The sequence below is a fragment of the Vibrio sp. HS-50-1 genome (genome assembly GCF_024747315.1).
Taxonomy (GTDB): domain Bacteria; phylum Pseudomonadota; class Gammaproteobacteria; order Enterobacterales; family Vibrionaceae; genus Vibrio; species Vibrio diabolicus.
Map to the genome: position 1 here is coordinate 164,406 of NZ_JAMPZF010000004.1, position 18,567 is coordinate 182,972.

General features: G+C 46.8%; 12 protein-coding genes. 3 read left to right on the forward strand and 9 right to left on the reverse strand.

The window, feature by feature from the left end; all coding sequences use genetic code 11:
- Positions 1-50: 50 nt before the first annotated feature.
- The 4 genes from NDJ01_RS03970 to NDJ01_RS03985 all read right to left on the reverse strand — a co-directional run bounded on the left by NDJ01_RS03970 (position 51) and on the right by NDJ01_RS03985 (position 2,936).
- The gene (locus tag NDJ01_RS03970) at positions 51-425 is read right to left on the reverse strand and encodes a YkvA family protein (RefSeq protein ID WP_170902752.1); all 375 of its coding nucleotides are present in this window, start codon (positions 423-425) and stop codon (positions 51-53) included.
- Positions 426-597: 172 nt separating this feature from the next.
- Complete coding sequence (locus NDJ01_RS03975) at positions 598-1,722, reverse strand: M20 family metallopeptidase (RefSeq protein ID WP_258586281.1); 1,125 nt, start codon at positions 1,720-1,722, stop codon at positions 598-600.
- 9 nt (positions 1,723-1,731) lie between these two features.
- Positions 1,732-2,199 (reverse strand): YjiG family protein, encoded by a 468-nt coding sequence (locus NDJ01_RS03980; RefSeq protein WP_085342508.1) that lies wholly within the window; start codon positions 2,197-2,199, stop codon positions 1,732-1,734.
- Positions 2,199-2,936 carry a nucleoside recognition domain-containing protein gene (locus NDJ01_RS03985; protein WP_237311398.1) on the reverse strand — a complete coding sequence of 246 codons (738 nt, stop codon included), beginning with the start codon at positions 2,934-2,936 and terminating at the stop codon, positions 2,199-2,201. Before NDJ01_RS03985 ends, NDJ01_RS03980 begins: the two co-directional genes overlap by 1 nt.
- A gap of 448 nt (positions 2,937-3,384) precedes the next feature.
- Between NDJ01_RS03985 and NDJ01_RS03990 the strand changes: the two genes are divergently transcribed.
- Together NDJ01_RS03990 and NDJ01_RS03995 are read left to right on the forward strand one after the other, a co-directional pair.
- Complete coding sequence (locus NDJ01_RS03990) at positions 3,385-3,672, forward strand: hypothetical protein (RefSeq protein WP_054866868.1); 288 nt, start codon at positions 3,385-3,387, stop codon at positions 3,670-3,672.
- 96 nt (positions 3,673-3,768) lie between these two features.
- Positions 3,769-4,485: a DsbA family protein gene (locus NDJ01_RS03995; protein WP_006740805.1), complete on the forward strand. Its 717-nt coding sequence runs from the start codon at positions 3,769-3,771 to the stop codon at positions 4,483-4,485.
- Between the two features lie 67 nt (positions 4,486-4,552).
- Here NDJ01_RS03995 and NDJ01_RS04000 read toward each other — a convergent pair whose 3' ends face one another.
- The 5 genes from NDJ01_RS04000 to NDJ01_RS04020 all read right to left on the reverse strand — a co-directional run bounded on the left by NDJ01_RS04000 (position 4,553) and on the right by NDJ01_RS04020 (position 14,852).
- The gene (locus tag NDJ01_RS04000; protein ID WP_258586390.1) at positions 4,553-6,613 is read right to left on the reverse strand and encodes an alpha-amylase; all 2,061 of its coding nucleotides are present in this window, start codon (positions 6,611-6,613) and stop codon (positions 4,553-4,555) included.
- Between the two features lie 180 nt (positions 6,614-6,793).
- Positions 6,794-7,471: a monofunctional biosynthetic peptidoglycan transglycosylase gene (mtgA, locus tag NDJ01_RS04005; RefSeq protein WP_258586282.1), complete on the reverse strand. Its 678-nt coding sequence runs from the start codon at positions 7,469-7,471 to the stop codon at positions 6,794-6,796.
- A 151-nt stretch (positions 7,472-7,622) separates the two neighbouring features.
- A complete protein-coding gene (gene glgB / locus NDJ01_RS04010; RefSeq protein WP_258586283.1) occupies positions 7,623-9,818 on the reverse strand; it encodes a 1,4-alpha-glucan branching protein GlgB in 2,196 nt (731 codons plus the stop codon).
- 282 nt (positions 9,819-10,100) lie between these two features.
- Complete coding sequence (malQ, locus tag NDJ01_RS04015) at positions 10,101-12,281, reverse strand: 4-alpha-glucanotransferase (protein ID WP_005396760.1); 2,181 nt, start codon at positions 12,279-12,281, stop codon at positions 10,101-10,103.
- A 117-nt stretch (positions 12,282-12,398) separates the two neighbouring features.
- Positions 12,399-14,852 (reverse strand): glycogen/starch/alpha-glucan phosphorylase, encoded by a 2,454-nt coding sequence (locus tag NDJ01_RS04020; protein WP_005396762.1) that lies wholly within the window; start codon positions 14,850-14,852, stop codon positions 12,399-12,401.
- A 735-nt stretch (positions 14,853-15,587) separates the two neighbouring features.
- Between NDJ01_RS04020 and malT the strand changes: the two genes are divergently transcribed.
- Complete coding sequence (gene malT / locus NDJ01_RS04025; protein ID WP_109169259.1) at positions 15,588-18,296, forward strand: HTH-type transcriptional regulator MalT; 2,709 nt, start codon at positions 15,588-15,590, stop codon at positions 18,294-18,296.
- The last annotated feature ends 271 nt before the right edge of the window (positions 18,297-18,567 follow it).

Sequence of the window (18,567 nt, forward strand, 5' to 3'; positions counted from 1 at the left end):
CGATGGAAACATCGGGGCTTTTGTTTTCTCCGCGTCTAGAAACGCTCTTTCTAATCCGCCATCGAATTCAATTTTTCTCTGGCTCGTTCTTCGTGTTCTTTAGTGATGGCATTGCCGACAGAGTTAGCGGCTAACGTAAGCGCTGCCATGTCATCGGTAAAGCCGACGCCTGCTAACACATCTGGCACCATATCGGTGGGTAATACGAAGTAAGCCAATGCGCCACCTAAAATCGCCTTATGGCGAACGGCGGTGTTGGAATCTGTCATCGCGAGCCATGATTTGATGCCCATAACGGCAATTTCTTCACCCGCTTTCTTAACCGACCCTTTCATTTTGCGCCAGAATGTTTTCTCATCTGGCGCTTGCATCGTTTTATCTTTGGCGTCTTTCGGCGCCGATTTTACAGACATTGTTGTGCTCATCGTTGCCTCCGAAATTTATGACTGTGGCCAACATATTAATAAATCGAACCTGAACGCAAGATTAATAACAAGAAATGATAGTAAAGTGAAACAAAAACACAGATAGAAAAATCCCCAAAACCGAAGTCCGGGGATTATTGTCTTGGGAACCAAGCTTTAGAAGCAGAATGCCTTATTGAGCAATCTTCTCCAGTACACGCATCAGCATTTTGATACGTGGTTCGATAGACTCAAGCAACAAGTACTCTTGGTCACTGTGGAAACCTGCACCGATAGGTCCTAGACCATCCAAAGTTGGAACGCCAAGAATTGCCGTATTGTTTGCATCAGAGCCGCCACCCACTTCTTTCCAGTTGATGTCGATAGCCAGTTCACTTGCTGCGTCTTCAACTAATGCCATCAGGCTTTCGGTTTGCGCGCTTGGCACCATAGAAGGTTTGTAAGCTTCACGAACCAACTCGATGCTAACGCCATCAACGAATGGTGTTTCCAGCATGCCGTTTAGCTTGCTATCGACATCATCGTATTCTTCATTACTCCAGAAACGCACATCCACGATCGCTTCAGCGTGCTCAGGGACGATGTTTGCGCCGTTACCGCCAGACACAATACCCACGTTTAATGTGGTGCCAGATTCGAAGTTCGTCATGGCATTGATTACGAGAATCCAGTTCGCCATCTCGGTGATTGCACTGCGGCCATTTTCTGGCTCGTTGCCAGCGTGGGCTGCAATGCCATTAAACGTGATTTTGTAACGCGCCATGCCTTTGCGCGCTTTGACTAAACCTCCGTCTGCGCGTGCTGCTTCTGCCACCAATACGTTTTTCGCATTTTTTGCAACAGATTGAATCCAGTCGACCGAATCTAACGATCCGGTTTCTTCGTCTGGGTTCATGCAGATACAAATCGACAGTTTATCCAACACCGCCTGGTCGAGGTTACGCATCGCGTACACAATATTCAGCAAGCCAGTTTTCATGTCCGAGACACCCGGACCGTACGCTTTGTCAGCGTCTTGAGACATAGGGCGTAATTCAGCGGTGCCGACAGGGAACACGGTATCCATGTGACCAATCAGCATCACGTCAACTTGCTCAGCCTCAGGCTTGTTTCGAACTTCAAGACCGATGCCCGCTCTGCCACAGTCGATGCGTTTTACGCTCCAACCTGACATCGCTTGGTACTTCTCTTCAAATTGAGAAGCGATGAACTCAATGCCATCAGTCGTGTACGTGCCACAATCGACATTGATGAGAGGACGAAGTTCTTCGAGATATTCATTGAGAGAAAACTGCATGATTGCCCCCTAAACAAATAAGTTCATGACTAGCATTGCGCCAAATGCGTTCAATACGGAAATCGCAATCATAATTGGGATATAACGACCTTCAGTACCGATAGGTCCCATAATTCGACCCATGTACTGAACCTGTGAGCCCATTAGGTAAATTGCAGGTGCAAGAATCGCGATGTGCGTACCATTCAAGATGCCTTGGTCAAACAATGTGATAACCACGCCAACTGCGCCGCCCATCGACATCCAAGCACCAATCAGCACCGCAGCAGCTTCACCTGGCAAACCAAAAACCGCCATTACTGGAGAAAATACCGAGCCCATCAAATCCAACGCGCCAGTAATCTGTAACGCTTTAATGATGACAAACGCCATAAGAACGTTAGGCACGGTTGATGTTGTCGCAATAACCCAGCCTTTTTTAGCGCCTTCAACGAAAATATCCGTCACCATCGGCTTACTTGCTTTTACGTCACTCATTACGCCGTCTCCTCTTTTAAGTTCTCAGATTTGTTTTGATCTTGCTTGTCTTCTTTACCTTCTGTGATGTTTAGGTAGATACGGAATAAGTTCGCGCCCACAATTTTAAATAAGAACATCACCACAACCGCCAAACCAATAGAAGACGTTACGGCAAGCGAACCATCCGCCATCGTCAGCGTAAACAGCACCGCCCCTGAGGAAAAAAAGTTAACAATGGTGGCACCAGCGGTGAACTGGAACATAGTGAACACATCGGTTTCGCGTTTGGTAAGATGGCCTTCATCTTTAAGCTGACGAGTCATCGCCGCACCTGCGTCGGTACTTTGCAGCGAAGCGATAAGAGCCAAACCAGAATTACCCGGAATACCCATAGTTGGACGAAGAAGCGGCGTTAACAGTTTGCGTGCTGCTTCTAGTGCGCCATAGTGCTCAAGTACATTGATCATACCCAGTGCGAACATAACGGTAGGAATCAAAGTAAGTGCAAAAATGAAACCGTCACGTGCACCGCTACCACCAGTACCACGAAGCGACGTTGTTGCAACTTGCACACCGTCAGCCGTTTCGGTGACACCATAAGCCACCTTGCCGAAAGAGCCATTCAACGTGGTGAAATCAAATACGCCATACCATTCGTTCGATTGCATGAGACCAGAAAAGAAGACGACCGCAAACGCCAGTGCAACGTAGCACCCCAGCGTAACCTTGCGCTCGGTTTGAACAGGATTTTTCATAACATTACCTACACATGTGGGACAGGACACATATGTTCACTCGAATAATGTGCTAGAGAGATGATCAAAATCAATCCGCCTGCCGAACATTCTAGCGACTCAGTTATGAAGTTTTGTTTTATGATTTTAATCACATTTGAAAGATAATAAAAATTTGTGCTAACAATTAGGTATATTAATCTATATCGATACCTCTGGACTTCTTCATCAATCAGACCAATGATTCCAACGAATATTGCTTTCTACAACATTCATGACGTACTTCATACTTTGGCATTGAGGCGATATCGATTAACTCGAAAGTAACATTCCATAATGAAATTTAGGTTAGGATTGTCCGGTCATATGCAAACGGCATAAACCAGAATCAACAGGACTAGGCAGCCCATTGTTACGCTCACAACCTAAAATAGCCAAGTGGACACTCGCCCTCGTGTTTTGGGTGGTGATGGTATGTTTAAGCCAAAATTCCGGCTTCTCGAAAAGCTGCCCTAAGGCTCACCAAATACAGAGTCAGCAAGATGAAAGCGTGAATTTATCACCATCTTGCGACCTTTCAGAGAAGCTAGTTCAAGCGTACCAACACCAGTTGGACCATATTCTTATTCCATTTTTTCTGTTTGCTTTGATTGTGGCGCTGCCGATGGCATCCACAGCAATTCATTATCTGGAATACACAGAACCGATACCGGAAAAGTGTCGGGTTCACCTAAAACTTTGTGTGTTTAGAGAATAAACCTAGCAAGGCGAGAGACCTTCTCGCCTGACTTTTGTACGTATTTTATTCACTTCACATAACAAACAACGAAATCTAAAAGTTTTAGGAAATATTATGACATTCACTCGTACACTTTTGACGTTAATGATGGCTATCGTACCTGCCGTATCTTTCGCATCAGAAAAGACCGCAGAACAAAAGCTAGAGGAAGTTACTCAGATACTAAAAGAGAATCCTCAAATTCTTGATTCATTACACCAAAACCTTCAAGAGTACATTGCGTATCAACAGTCATTTGGAGATACCTTGAAGGAGGTTCGTCACTATCTAAGTGATGGCAAACATTCCTCTTTTGGAGCTGAAAACCCTGAGTTAACCATTATTAACGTAACGGACTACAGTTGCCCTTTTTGTAAACGTTTAGAAGGAGAACTGGTCAAAGTTGGCAAAGAATATCCGCAGATAAAAGTGCTTAACCTCAATGTCTCTTTTAAAGAACAATACGAGAAAAACGGCTACAACTCGGCAAGTTACGCATTAAATGTTTGGCAAAACCAGCGAGATAAGTACGAACAAGTGCATGAGTTACTGGTGAAAAAGCCGGGCGCACATGATGCACGTTCGTTAAAACAAATCGCGAAAAAAACGGGGACAGAAGCGCAGCTTGTCGACGACAAAGAGACCAAAGCGCTGCTTGATAAGAACTATCAGTATTTCACGCAACTTGGTTTACGCGGCACGCCTGCGTTGATCATTAATGATCAAGTCATTCCTGGCTATGTGCCGTTTGACGAGCTAGAAAAAGTCATCGACCAAGAACTGGCGAACTAAAACAACAAAGCCCTTCCTTGATAACTCAAGGAAGGGCTTTTTATTTATCGACATAAAGAGCGTTTAGTTACTTATCACGTCCTACAAACGCCACGACGACTTTGTCATTGCCAAGTGAACGAGAGAACACATACGCGCCTTCTTGTTCAATCACTTCGTGCTGACCCGCACCAATCGCTGGGTGCGCTTTACGAAACTGACCAAGGGTTTGCCAGTGTTTCAGCAAAGCTTGTTTGTCATCAGATAGCTTCCAAACCATGTCTGAACGTGTGCCTTGGTGGAAATCATCCGCGTAAGGGCCAATGTTACGGCCTACTTCATCGCCATAATAAACCTGAACCGCTCCTGGGCTAAGGAGCAATGCGTTCGCGGCATTACGTTGCATGCCGTAATCTTTAAAACGTGAGAAGAACAACTCCGTATCGTGAGAAGACATGTAACTGACTGGGTTGAAGTCTTTCTCGTTCGCGATAGTGTCCGCATAGCTTTGGTAAGTGTCTGCCATTTGGCTAAAGCACGCCGCGCCTTTGTCTAGCTTCTTCTGCATATCGAAGTTGATCAACGCGTCAAAACCATCATCGAAATAAGGGCTACGATACGCGGTGTGTCCCCAGACTTCGCCCATCATCCAGAACGGCTGACCTGATTTGCCATTTTCTTTACGCCACTGTTCTAAGCTGTTCGATGCTTCTTCTTTTATACGCTTCCAAACTTCACCTTCGACGTGTTTCACCGTATCGACGCGATAGCCATCAATGCCGAAGCGTTTCACCCAATCGGTTTGCCACTCAATCAAGTAATCCGCCACGGTGTAGTTGTCACGAGCTTCTACGCGAGTGCCAGGGTTATCTAATAGCCACTGAGCTGGTTTTACAGCTTTGCCTGACTCGGTGATAAAGTCAGGCAGCCCCGCCAATGACATGGTGATGTCGCTACTGCCCGGAGCTGGGTAACCTGGCAAGCCGGTTCTTACCCAATCGCCGCCCCACCACTTCGCCCAGTTCGGACTCTGATAATCAATATTCTGGTGGTAGCTATGCCAATTTTCGCCTGCTTTTGGTTGCCAGTCGCCCCATTTCTTGGGCAGTTCGGCATTAGGCTTTAACACATCGATACCATCAAACTGTAGATCCGCCAATGTTGAGTAACCAGAATGGTTGATAACCGCATCCATCAAGACTTTGAGGCCACGCTTGTGCGCCTCTTCCACCAGCGTTTTTAAATCTTCTTCGTTACCGAAGTTCTCATCAATCTTGGTGAAATCGCGCGTCCAGTAGCCGTGGTAAGCATAAAACGGGAATGAGCCACTATCGCCACCACCGACAAAACCGTGCACTTGTTCAACGATTGGCGACAACCAAATCGCGTCTGTACCTAGGCTCTTGATGTAATCCAGTTTCTCAATTACACCTTTAAGGTCACCGCCGTGGAACGTGCCGACTTCATCTTTGCCGTCTTTCTTGCGTCCATAGCTGTTGTCATTGCTCGTATCAGCATTGTTGAAACGGTCAACCATCACGAAGTAAATGTTGGCATTGCGATAATCAAACGGCACTGCTTCTTTGGTTTTCTTTACTGGCTCTAGTAGCACCAAACCGCCGGAATCTTTGCTTGGCGTCAGCGATACTTGCTGATCTTGCACTTCAACCATTTGCCCCGAGTAAGCATCTCGCAACTTGGTGCCATCCGGGAAACTGTCACCTAACGCAATGGTGACTTCTCCGCCTTGGTAAACCTCACATTGTACTTGTGGAATTGGGCGTTTGAACTCACTTTTGGCGGCTTTCTTAGGTTCACGCTTAAAACGCAGTGTTTTGGCTTCTGCATCAAAAGCAAAAGAGTAATCGCCGGTAAAGCGGATTTTTAATGGCAGCTCCGTTGGCTTACCGCAGTTTAGCGCAAGAGGTTTATTGAACTTCACTTTCTGACCATCGGGGGCAATGCAGTCGCCTTCAACGCCCGTGATTTTAAGCGTGTATCCGTCTTTGGTTAGAGGCACAACCAAAGGCTGCTCTACACTTAGCGGGAAGTCACGGCTGTTGGTCGTGGTAGAAATGGTGATGTTAGGCTCGGCGATGGCACTTGCCGACGCAAGCAGTAAAGTAGTGGTAATCAGGTTCAGTTTCATCATTCAGTCCATTGGCAGCACATGGTAACCATGCACATTTATTAGTTTTATTCACACTAATTGTGCCTAGATAAGAAACTGAACACATCATTCTAACTGCCTACGCCCCAAAGGTCGTGACGCTTCACATTTTATTGATATAGGGGCGTAGTTCTATTTAAGCGCAATGGATTGAGGGACTTAAAGTTGCACGCTGCCAAGATTGCTCATTTGATTCATCGCCCATCTTGTGCGGCGAGCAGTGTAATCACTTTGTGGATAGACTTTGATTCGATATGGGTTTGGCAACACCACGGCTAAACGCGCTGCTTGCCACTTCGAGAGTTGCTTTGCACTGACACCAAAATAATTCTGCGCCGCCGCTTCAGCACCGTAAATACCGGGACCAAATTCAACCACATTTAGATACACTTCGAGAATGCGCTCTTTACTCCATATCAGCTCCATCAGCAAAGCAAAGTAAAGCTCGTAAGCCTTGCGAGCGTAGGAGTGAGAAGGAAACAAAAACACATTTTTCGCGGCTTGTTGGGTAATCGTGCTCGCGCCTCTCGACGGGCCATTGTCACCTGCTTCGGCAATCACGTCGAATAGCGATTCGAAGTCCAATCCATAGTGATGAGGGAATTTTTGGTCTTCGGTCGCAATCACCGCTAACTGCATATTTTTTGAAATACGCGACAAGGGTACCCATTCGTGTTGGCTGCTATTTGGATAGTTCTTTGGTGGCGCAACAATGCGGCTTAACTTCCATCCCCATATTGGCGGATCGACATATTTCACCACACCAACCAAAACGACTGGGGCGATCAGTAATATCAACACCATTTTAAATAGAAATGACTTAAGCCTTTTCAACATGTGTGGCTCCCCAATGCATTAGCGATTGATGATAAACAAACCAGCGAGCTTGCCTGATTCAATCAGGAACAACAAGTTTTCGAGGTAAAAAATAGGTCAAAAAAAGCCCGATTTACATTGTAAAACGGGCTTAGAATTTGATTAGGTTGAATTATTTGTTCAGCTTGTAGAACACGGTTGAAAGAGGTGGTAAACGAAGCTCAAGTGATTGAGGCAGTGATTCACTTTCGACTTTTTCCGTTTTCACACTGGTCTGCACTTTAAAATCGCTGCCGCCGTATTTGCTGTCGTCCGTGTTCAGCAGTAGTTCGTATTGACCTGCATTTGGAACACCTAAACGGAAACGCTCGTGTGGTACGGGCGTAAAGTTGGTGATGATGAGAATACGCTCCCCCTCTTTACTGATACGCTCGTGCGCTAGGATACTCGCATCCGCTTCGTCTTGTAGACGCCACTCAAAACCAGCAGGAACACAATCTTGATCGTGCATCGCCGCTTCATTTCGGTACAAGTGGTTCAAATCTCGCATCAGCTTTTGAACGCCTTGATGACGCTCATATTCCAGCAAGAACCATTGCAACTGATCATCGTGGTTCCACTCCGCCGTTTGGCCGATTTCCGCGCCCATGAAGTTCAGCTTTTTGCCCGGTTGACCATACATGTAACCGTAGTATGCACGTAGGTTTGCGGTTTGCTGCCATTCATCGCCCGGCATCTTGTTATGGATAGAGCCTTTGCCGTACACCACCTCATCGTGAGAGAGAGACAAGACGTAGTTTTCGCTGTGCGCATAAACCAACGGGAATGTGATGGTATTGTGGTGGTATTTGCGGTGAACAGGATCTTCTTTGATGTATGAAAGACTGTCGTGCATCCACCCCATATTCCACTTGAAGCCAAAACCTAAACCACCCATAAAGGTTGGCGCAGACACCCCCGGAAACGCCGTTGACTCTTCCGCAATCGTCATCGCATTCGGGAAGTGCTTGTACACTTCTTCGTTCATCCATTTTAAGGTTGCGATTGCGTCGTAGTTTTCGTTGCCACCGTCGACGTTCGGTACCCACTGATCGTGGCTACGTGAATAATCGAGATAGAGCATCGACGCGACTGCGTCCACGCGAATGCCATCAATATGGAATTGTTCAAACCAGTACAGCGCATTCGATACAAGGAAGCGACGCACATGTTCACGACCGAGATCGTAGATGTATGAGTTCCAATCTTGGTGCCAACCGCGACGTGGGTCCGGGTCGTGGAACAGCGGTGTGCCGTCAAAGTTTGCTAAACCGTGGTCATCCGATGGGAAATGCGCCGGAACCCAATCCAGCACCACACCGATACCAGCTTGGTGACATGCATCCACGAAGAATTTGAAATCATCAGGAGAGCCGTAACGGCTAGTTGGCGCAAATAAGCCAACGGGTTGATAGCCCCATGAACCGTAGAATGGATGCTCAGAAACAGGCATCAGCTCAACGTGGGTGTAGCCCATATCCACAAGGTATGGCACCAACTGCTCCGCGAGTTCGCGGTAGTTGAGGAAATCACCTTTCTCGTTGCGCTTCCATGACCCAGCATGCAGCTCATAAAACGATAACGCTTCATCACGCTTTTGTGTCACTGCGCGATTTTGCCATTTCGCATCTTGCCATTGGTAACGCTTGTGATCGTAAGTAATGGATGCGAACGATGGGTACTGCTCAGAGTAAAAACCCCAAGGGTCTTGTTTGTGTGGCAGCCCTTCCCCATTTGGCCCTTTGAGCTCAAATTTGTACTGAACGCCTTCTTCTAAGCCAGGAATGAACAAGCCCCAAATGCCATAATCTAAACGTTGCATTGGGTGACGACGACCGTCCCATTGGTTGAAGCAACCCACAAGGCTAACAGCCGATGCATGCGGTGCGTAGACAAGGAAGCGAACACCGGAGATGTTTTCACCGCCACGTTCTAGCGTGACAAAGTGTGCGCCCATATAGTGATACATGTCTTTGGGCGTATGCAGATGCTCGTACTCTTGGTAAATATTGTGGTACTGGTACGGGTCATCAATAATTTGTTCAACACCATTCCAATCGACCGCCAAACGGTAGTGGGTCAGGTGTAAATCGCGTTGCTCTTTTAAGATGAAACCGCTGTCGCCATCACGCTCAAGCGCCACGCGAGGTTCGCCATTAACAAGCAGTTCAACCTTGTTTGCGCCCGGCATCCACACTCGCAGCGATCCTTCGCCATCATCAATGAATGGCCCCAACGCCGAAAATGGGTCTGAGTAAGCCGCCTCAGCAAGCAGTTCGTATGCGCGTTCGTGTTGTTTCTTTATTTTCTTGGTTTTGGTGGTTTTCAAATCTTTCTCCCTAGAGCCAATATCCTTTTCAAGACCAGAAATCTGAATCAAACATCGGTTTCTCCACAGCCAACGTTGTGAACTCACAAAAGACTTCGCTTAAAACATGTATGCATCAAGCGATGTCAAAAACAAAAAATGCCCGCTATTGTCGCGGGCATAATAACGGTACTTCATCCTAACGGATTGTGTTTTCGGAATGAGTGACCTAGACGGAACTTTCGTACCTCTGAGCTAACAAAATTGGTAATCCGCTCATTCATCTACGTCACTCTAAGCATCTTATTTGCTCGCCTGTGCGCGAACTTCAGTGAGGCGTTTAGAAATGCGATTCACATCTTCACGGCTGAAGATTTCATCTAGGTTCATCGACAATTTACGACGCCAGTTTGGATACTCATCCACCGTGCCAGGAATGTTGACCGGTTGATCCATTTCTAGCCAGTCTTCAAGCTGAACGCTAAGCAGTGCAGAGTCACCCGCTGCTACGTGCAGTTGCAGCGCTTCGCTTAGGTACGAGTCCATCGGTACGTACTGAGCATCATGACCAATGCCTTCTGGCAAATAGCCGTGCCAGCGAACGCTGTCTAAGATGCCTTGCTTGCACTTCAAGCGATCAGCAAATAAGCCTTCCAACTGTTTTTCATCTGGGTACAGGCCAATCTCACGACCCATTTTCAAATCATCGCAGTGCCAGAAACCACGCAGGGTTGGCATGTCATGCGTACACAGTGCCGCCATCGATTGCTCTGCGTAGTGCTTCGGAGAAATGAACCCACCGTCTTCTTTCGAAGTTTCGAAGAAGAATACTTTGTATGAGTGCACACCTGCATCGCGTAGGATATCGACGATTTCATCTGGCACAGTACCCAAGTCTTCACCAATCACTGAACACTGATGACGGTGTGACTCAAGCGCTAGGATTGCGAGCATATCTTCCACTGGGTAGTACAAGTAAGCGCCTTCTGTCGCTTTCTCGCCTTTTGGAATCCACCAAAGGCGAAGCAGGCCAAGTACGTGGTCGATACGCAATGCACCACAATGCTTCATGTTAGCACGTAGCAATTTGATGTAAGCGTCGTAGCCCGTCGCTTCTAGAACCTGAGGGTTAAGCGGAGGCAAACCCCAGTTTTGGCCTAGTGGACCAAGTACATCCGGCGGCGCACCGATGCTGGCGTCCAACACTAAGTTACCGTCGTCGGCCCAAGTTTCACTACCTGAGTCGGCAACACCGACAGCAAGGTCACGGTACAAGCCCACAGCCATGCCTTTTTCTTCTGCCAGTGACTGCGCTTCTTTGATTTGATCGTCTGCGATCCACTGTAGGTACATGTACAAGTGAACGCGGTCTTGGTTGTCTTTGATGTATTTCTGAGTACCGGCAGCGTCGAATGTGCGGTACTTCTCAGGGAATACAGGCCAACCCCACATGTTTGAATCTTCTGCGTGTAAATCCGCATGAAGCGCATCGAATGCAGCTTGGTGTAACAAGCTGTCGCCACCTTTTTCTACAAAGTCCAAGAATGCACGAGCGCGGTCGGTGTTTTTGTCTAAATGGCGAGCTTTAAACTCACTAAACAGCAGCGGAAGAACGCTCATTTTCAGTTGCGAAACTTCTGTGTAGTTCACCCAATGAGAGTCACGTGCTTTTTGTAGACGCTGTTGAAACTCTGCACTGCCAACACGTTGCTGAGCTTCAGCACTCAGTGCGAATTCAGGTACAGAACTTACGTCGATGTACATGATATTCAACCAACGACGAGAAGACGGGCTGTATGGGCTCGCGCCTTCTGGGTTCGCTGGGAACAGTGAGTGAATCGGGTTCAAACCAATGAAGTCACCGCCACGAGAAGCGATATCGCTCACCAACTGTTTTAGGTCACCAAAATCACCGATACCCCAGTTGTGCTGAGTACGCAGTGTGTAAAGCTGGATACTAGGACCCCATAGCTTTTTATGTTGGTTTAGATCGTCTTGTTTGAAACACGCTTTCGGCGTGATGATCAATGACATCTCGTAAGGCGTTTTACGACGCTTACGGCTGACAATCAATTTGTGATAACCCCAAGCCAAGTTCTTTGGCAATGCAAACACTAGAGGGCCACCCTCAGCACGCTCATCACGAACAATTTGGGACTGAAGATAGCCTTCAAGTACCTCTCCTTGTTCTGTTTCTAAACGCCAGCTGAATTCACTCTCACGAGCACTCGTACCTAGGTTTAGTTCCACTTCGACTGGTTCGCCGTCGCGTAAAACAAGAACAGGGGCTAGTACGTCTTTTTTATGTTTCTTTTCAGCAGAAGCCAATAGTTTTTCATCGCTGCTAGTATCGTAGCCAAGCGAAGCGAGCAAGCGGCGTAGCGTCTCCTCAGACACTTTTGCCTCATCTCCCCAAGCACTGACATAGCTATCAGCCAATCTCGCCATTTCCGCGACTTTCTTTAATGCTGTTTGTTCTTTCATCGCTTTCTCCGAAGGTAATACCAACACCTTCCATGTAGGGTTTTATTGTTATCAATAACTTCTTTTGGAAAATGACCAAAGGTAGCGCTTGGCTACCTTGGTCTTAACTCTGTTCTATTAACGGTGAACCGCTTTTAGTTTCCAGATGTTGTTCACATAGTCGCGAATTGAGCGATCTGAGGTGAACTTGCCGACAAGGGCGGTATTAAGAATGGCTTTCTTCGCCCAGCCAGCTTGGTCTTTGTATTGTTCGCTCATGTCTTCGTGCGCTTTCACGTAAGATGCGAAGTCCGCAAGACATAAGTACGGGTCACCACCATCTAGTAGGCTGTCGTACGTTGCACGCAGTAAGCCTGGTTGACCTGGAGTGAATTCTTCACCCAGTAGTAGGTCCATAGACGCTTTGAGTAGATGATCCGCATTGTAGTAATCAAATGGGTTGTAACCTTGAGCTTTCAGCGCTTTCACACCTTCAACGTCTAGACCGAAGATGTAGATGTTCTCATCGCCTACTTCTTCACGAATCTCAACGTTAGCACCATCCATCGTACCGATGGTTAGGGCACCGTTAAGCGCCATCTTCATGTTACCAGTACCTGATGCTTCTTTACCCGCAAGTGAAATTTGTTGTGATACGTCCGCCGCAGGAATAATAATTTCAGCCATGCTCACACGGTAATCAGGAATGAAGACCACTTTCAGCTTGTTGCCGATGCGAGGGTCGTTGTTCACTTTCTCAGCAATCTTGTTAATAGCGAAAATGATTTCTTTCGCTAGGTGGTACCCCGGTGCCGCTTTCGCTGCGAAGAACACAACGCGAGGCACACATTCGAAGCCTGGTTCGTTAATAATGCGATGGTACAGAGACAGTACGTGTAGAAGGTCTAAGTGCTGGCGCTTGTACTCGTGCAGACGCTTGATTTGAACATCGAAGATCGCATTAGTATCGAGTTCGATACCCATGTTCTCTTTCACCCAGTTAGCTAGGCGTTCTTTATTCTCTTTCTTCACTGCCATGAATTCTTTCTGGAATTTCTCGTCAGTGGCGTACTTAGCGATGCCTTCTAGTTGCTCTAGTTTTGCTGGCCATTCTGGGCCGACTTTCTCTGTGATTAGCTTAGAAAGACCTGGGTTACAGAACTTCAACCAACGACGTGGCGTAATACCGTTCGTTACGTTGTGTAGACGTGTTGGGTACATTTCGTGGAACTCTGGGAATAGGTCTTTCTTAACCAATTCAGAGTGAAGTGCCGCTACACCGTTTACTGCGTAAGAGCCAATTACACATAGGTTTGCCATACGAACCATGCGGTGGAAACCTTCTTCGATGATAGAAAGCTTCTGTTGTTTCGCGACATCACCCGGCCACATTGCACGTACGTCTTGTAGGAAGCGGTGGTTGATCTCGTAAATGATCTCCATGTGACGTGGTAGTAGGTGCTGAATTAGCGACTCTGGCCATGTCTCTAGTGCTTCTGGAAGTAGCGTGTGGTTTGTGTACGCGAATGTTTGAGAGCTGATTTCCCAAGCCGCTTCCCAAGTTAGACCTTTTTCGTCCATCAGGATGCGCATTAGCTCAGGAATCGCAATCGTTGGGTGCGTATCGTTAAGCTGAATAGTCTCTTGCTTCGGTAGATCCGCTAGCGAGTAGCCAGCTGCTTCGTGGCGACGTAGGATGTCACGTACAGACGCAGCAGAGTGGAAGTACTGTTGCATTAGACGCAGTGTTTTACCTTTCTCGTGGTTGTCATTCGGGTAAAGCACTTTAGTGATGTTGCCTGCGTCGATCAGTGCGTGCTGCGCTTCGAAGTAGTCACCGTTGTTAAAACTTGCTAGCGAGAATGGTGCAATTGCCTGACATTCCCAAAGACGTAGCGGGTAAACCGTGTCTGATTCGTAACCCACAATTGGCAGATCCCAAGGCATTGCTCTTACAGACATGCCAGGAACCCATTTTCGAACTTCTTTACCGTTCTCGTTAACCACTTCAACGTGACCGTAGAAACCGATCTCTTGTGCAAGTTCTGGACGAGCAATTTCCCAAGGGTAGCCTTCTACACCACGCCATGCGTCAGGTGCTTCTTGCTGGCGACCATCTTTGAAAGACTGTTTGAACAAACCGTATTCGTAGTGCAAGCCGTAACCGACGGTTGGGAATTCTTGTGCCGCACATGAATCCATGAAACATGCCGCTAGACGACCAAGACCACCATTACCCAATGATGGGTCACGTTCTTCTTCTAGCAGGTCAGTTAGGTTGTAACCCAGTTCAGCCATTGCTTCTGTTACTTGTTCGTACAGACCCATGCTGATTAGGTTGTTACCCGTCAAACGACCGATAAGGAACTCTAGCGAAAGGTAGTTAACGCTCTTCGCACTTTTAATGCGTGGATCTTCTTCAGTAGCAAGCAAATCTAAAGTAGTGAACTCAGCCAGTGCATGACCCATTGCTAGGTACCAAGCTCGGCTGTCTGCGTTTTCAATCGTGTGAGCGTAAGTTACAGATAGGTGTTTCTTTACGCTTTCTTGGAACGACTTCTTGTCAAATTGTTTTTGTTGAGTAGGTTTCATTACGAAATTCTCACGTCTTTTGGTAATTCATCTGCCATACATCGTGCATTTACCTCTGTGAATAAACATCCTCCTAATTCTCCTCCTTTGAAGGAGGAGGGCTGAGGGCGTAGAGGGGGTACCATTGCTAGGTTAGTGATCCAAATCTCAACAAAGTGAGCTTTGCTCCAGTTCTTAGTGATTTTGATCACAATGGAATATGAGAAAGGTTAAAACCCGTTCATGACGCTTTTTATAGCCCACTCATCTGATGATGTGAAAATTGTAATATTGGTCACATTAACTTGGTTAACATGGAAAGATTTTTCATAATCGATGTGCAACGAGATCTTAATACGTTCGACACAAAAGATATTTAAGTGACAAGAATCACAAATAAAGGGCGTAGTTGATGGTAAATCCATCAACCCTTGAGAATTAGGAAGTGGATCAAAGTAACGGACATTTCTGATGTCGTACCATCCCACACGGCTCACAGGATTGTACGCTTTTTATACAAACTAGAATTAGGCGGTGTGAGTTATTTCTAGTTTTCGCTAGCTTTTATATCTAAGTGACCGTATGGAATGGTTTTTCAGACGGATGCAAGCCCCAACAAGAGGCGACATCAACCGGCATTCAAGCAGTTTTTGATGCCGGTGAAATCATTCAGTAAGACGAAGCTTTCGAGGGGGCCTTACTGAAATGATCACGTCGCAATCACTTGGGTATACATAAATAAGGACATAATTACTAATGTGGATTCCATCTAAGCTTACTCGACCAGGACGCCTGCACAATGCCATCGTGCGCCCACGAGTGTTGGACTTACTACAGCAAGCGCCTTACTACAAATTGGTTTTATTCCGCTCCCCAGCAGGTTACGGAAAAACCACCATGGCAGCGCAGTGGCTATCCGATAAACCAAACGTCGGTTGGTACAGCATTGATGACAGCGATAACGACGGCTTTCGTTTTGTGAACTACCTGCTTCAAGCATTAAACAAAGCCACCAACTTCAGTTGCTCTAACGCACAAAAACTGGCGGAAAAACGCCAAATCTCTTCTCTACGTTCTTTATTCAGCGAAGTGTTCGCGGAAATGGCTGATTTTCATCAAGAGTGCTACGTGGTGCTAGATGACTATCACTTGATCACCAACGATGAAATTCATGAATCCATGCGTTTCTTTTTAAAACACATGCCAGACAACCTCACCGTTGTGGTAACAAGTCGTGCAGCGCCGCCTCTGGGTACTGCAAACTTACGTGTTCGTGATTTAATGATCGAAATAGGCAACGAGATGTTGGCGTTCGATACCGAAGAAACGACTCGCTTCTTTAATCAGCGTATTGCCGATGGCATCGACGAAGACATGGCAAACAACCTCAGAACCTATGTGGAAGGTTGGCCATCGGCGATGCAGTTGATCGCGTTACAAGCGCAGCATCAAAACCGCACATTGGCGCAAACCGTAGAGTCAGTATCACAGTTCAATCACGCGCATTTGTGGGATTACCTGGTCGAAGAAGTATTTGACCTACTCGATCACGAAACTCGTCATTTCTTGATGCAAGTTTCCGTGCTTGACCACTTCAATGATGAGTTGGTGTTTGCCCTCACCCAACGCGAAGATGCGCTTGGTTTGATCGAATCATTAAACCGCTACGGCTTATTCATCTACCCACTCGAAGGGGAGCAAAACTGGTTCCGATTCCATAACTTATTTGGCGAGTTTTTGTCTCATGAGCGCCAAGCGCGTATTCCTCAGCAAGAAAAAGATCTCCACCGCAATGCAGCTGTTGCCTGGTTACAACAAAAAGCACCGCACCAAGCGATTCACCATGCACAAAAGTCGAACGATAAAGACTTGGTGGTAGAAATTCTAAACGAATTCGGCTGGAAGATGTTTAACCAAGGCGAGCTCAGCACACTGGAAAGCTCAATTAATAAGTTGGATGCTGAGCTTCTGTTCAGCCACCCAAAACTTACGATGCTCCGAGCTTGGTTGGCTCAAAGTCAGCACCGTTATAACCAAGTAGGCCACCTGCTTGAAGAAGCGGAAGAAGAGCATAAAAAGCGTAACATTGAGTTAGATATTCATTATCAAGGTCAAGCAAACGCGCTGCTTGCTCAAGTGGCTATCAACAGCAACCAGCCAGAGAAAGCACTCGAATTAGCGGAGCTAGCACTTAGCCAACTTGATAACACGATTTACCGTAGCCGCATTGTGGCAACTTCGGTTGTTGGCGAAGTTAACCACGTGCTAGGTAAACTCGACCGCGCGTTACCGATGATGCAACAAACCGAGAAGCTGGCTCGTCAGTACCAAGTTTACCACCAAGCGTTATGGGCGATTTTACAACAAAGCGAGATTTTGATTGCGCAAGGTTACGTACAAGCCGCCTTTGAGCTGCAAGATTCCGCATTCCGTTTGATTGAAGATCAGCAACTTCAACATGTTCCTCTGCACGAGTTTTTGCTGCGTATTCGAGCGCAAGTGCTTTGGTGCTGGAACCGACTTGATGAAGCAGAAGAATGTGCCTACCGAGGTCTACAAATTCTCGAAAACCATTCGCCAAGTAAGCACTTACACAGCTACTCGATGCTGGCGCGTATTGCGGTTGGCCGTGGCGAGCTAGACAAAGCCGGTAAATTCATTGAGCACATTCAACATTTGATGAAGCAGTCGACTTACCACGTAGATTGGACAGCAAACGCTTCACTATCGTTGATCCTATTTTGGCAAGCGCGCGGTAACACCGATGCAATGCAAGAATGGCTCAACACTGCGGTTCGTCCTGAATCGGCATGCAACCACTTTTCACAATTGCAATGGCGTAACATTGCACGCGCACACATCAACTTAGGTCAATATACCGAAGCTCGCGCAGCATTGGATTTCCTCCAAAGTGAAGCTCGTCGAACCAACCTAATCACAGATACTAATCGCAACTTAGTGGTCGAAGCGGTGTTTGCTGCTCGCCAAAAAGACGAAGAGCAAGCAAAAGCTTTGCTAAAAGAAGCGTTAGTGATGACAAACCAGACGGGGATGGTAGGTAATTTCCTCATTGATGGCGCCACCATTGGCGGGCTACTGGAGAAGTTAAGCCTCCGCCATGAGCTAGGCGATCTAGAACGTCACCGCGCTCAACAATTGATGAAGGATATTTCGTCCAATCAGCGCAGCCGCTCTATTCACTTTGATGAAGACTTCATTGAGAAGCTGGTAAACCACCCTAACGTACCGGAACTGGTTCGCACAAGCCCACTGACTCAACGTGAGTGGCAGGTGCTTGGTTTGATTTATTCTGGTTTCAGTAATGAGCAAATCGCGCAAGAGCTTGATGTGGCAGGTACCACGATTAAAACCCACATTCGTAACTTGTACCAAAAGCTCAATATCGCCAATCGTAAAGAGGCCATTGTGACAGCTGAAAATTTACTCCAGTTGATGGGGTACTGATCAGCTCAAGAAAACAGATTAAAACCTAAAGTGAAATACAAGGGGTTGGCGTGATGCGTCAGCCCTTTTTTATGAGTCTAGAACGAGGGAAGTGCAATTTGCAAAGCACGTAAGTAACGTTGTTCATATAAAAAAATAGCCAACCGCAATAATCGCGATTGGCTTATATTTAGTGTGAACAAATTGTATTCACTAACAACGTCAGTTGGCTAGGTGACCCTCGGCTTAAGAAGGGTCGAGCAGTATTATGCATTAATCATGCCAAAATGCA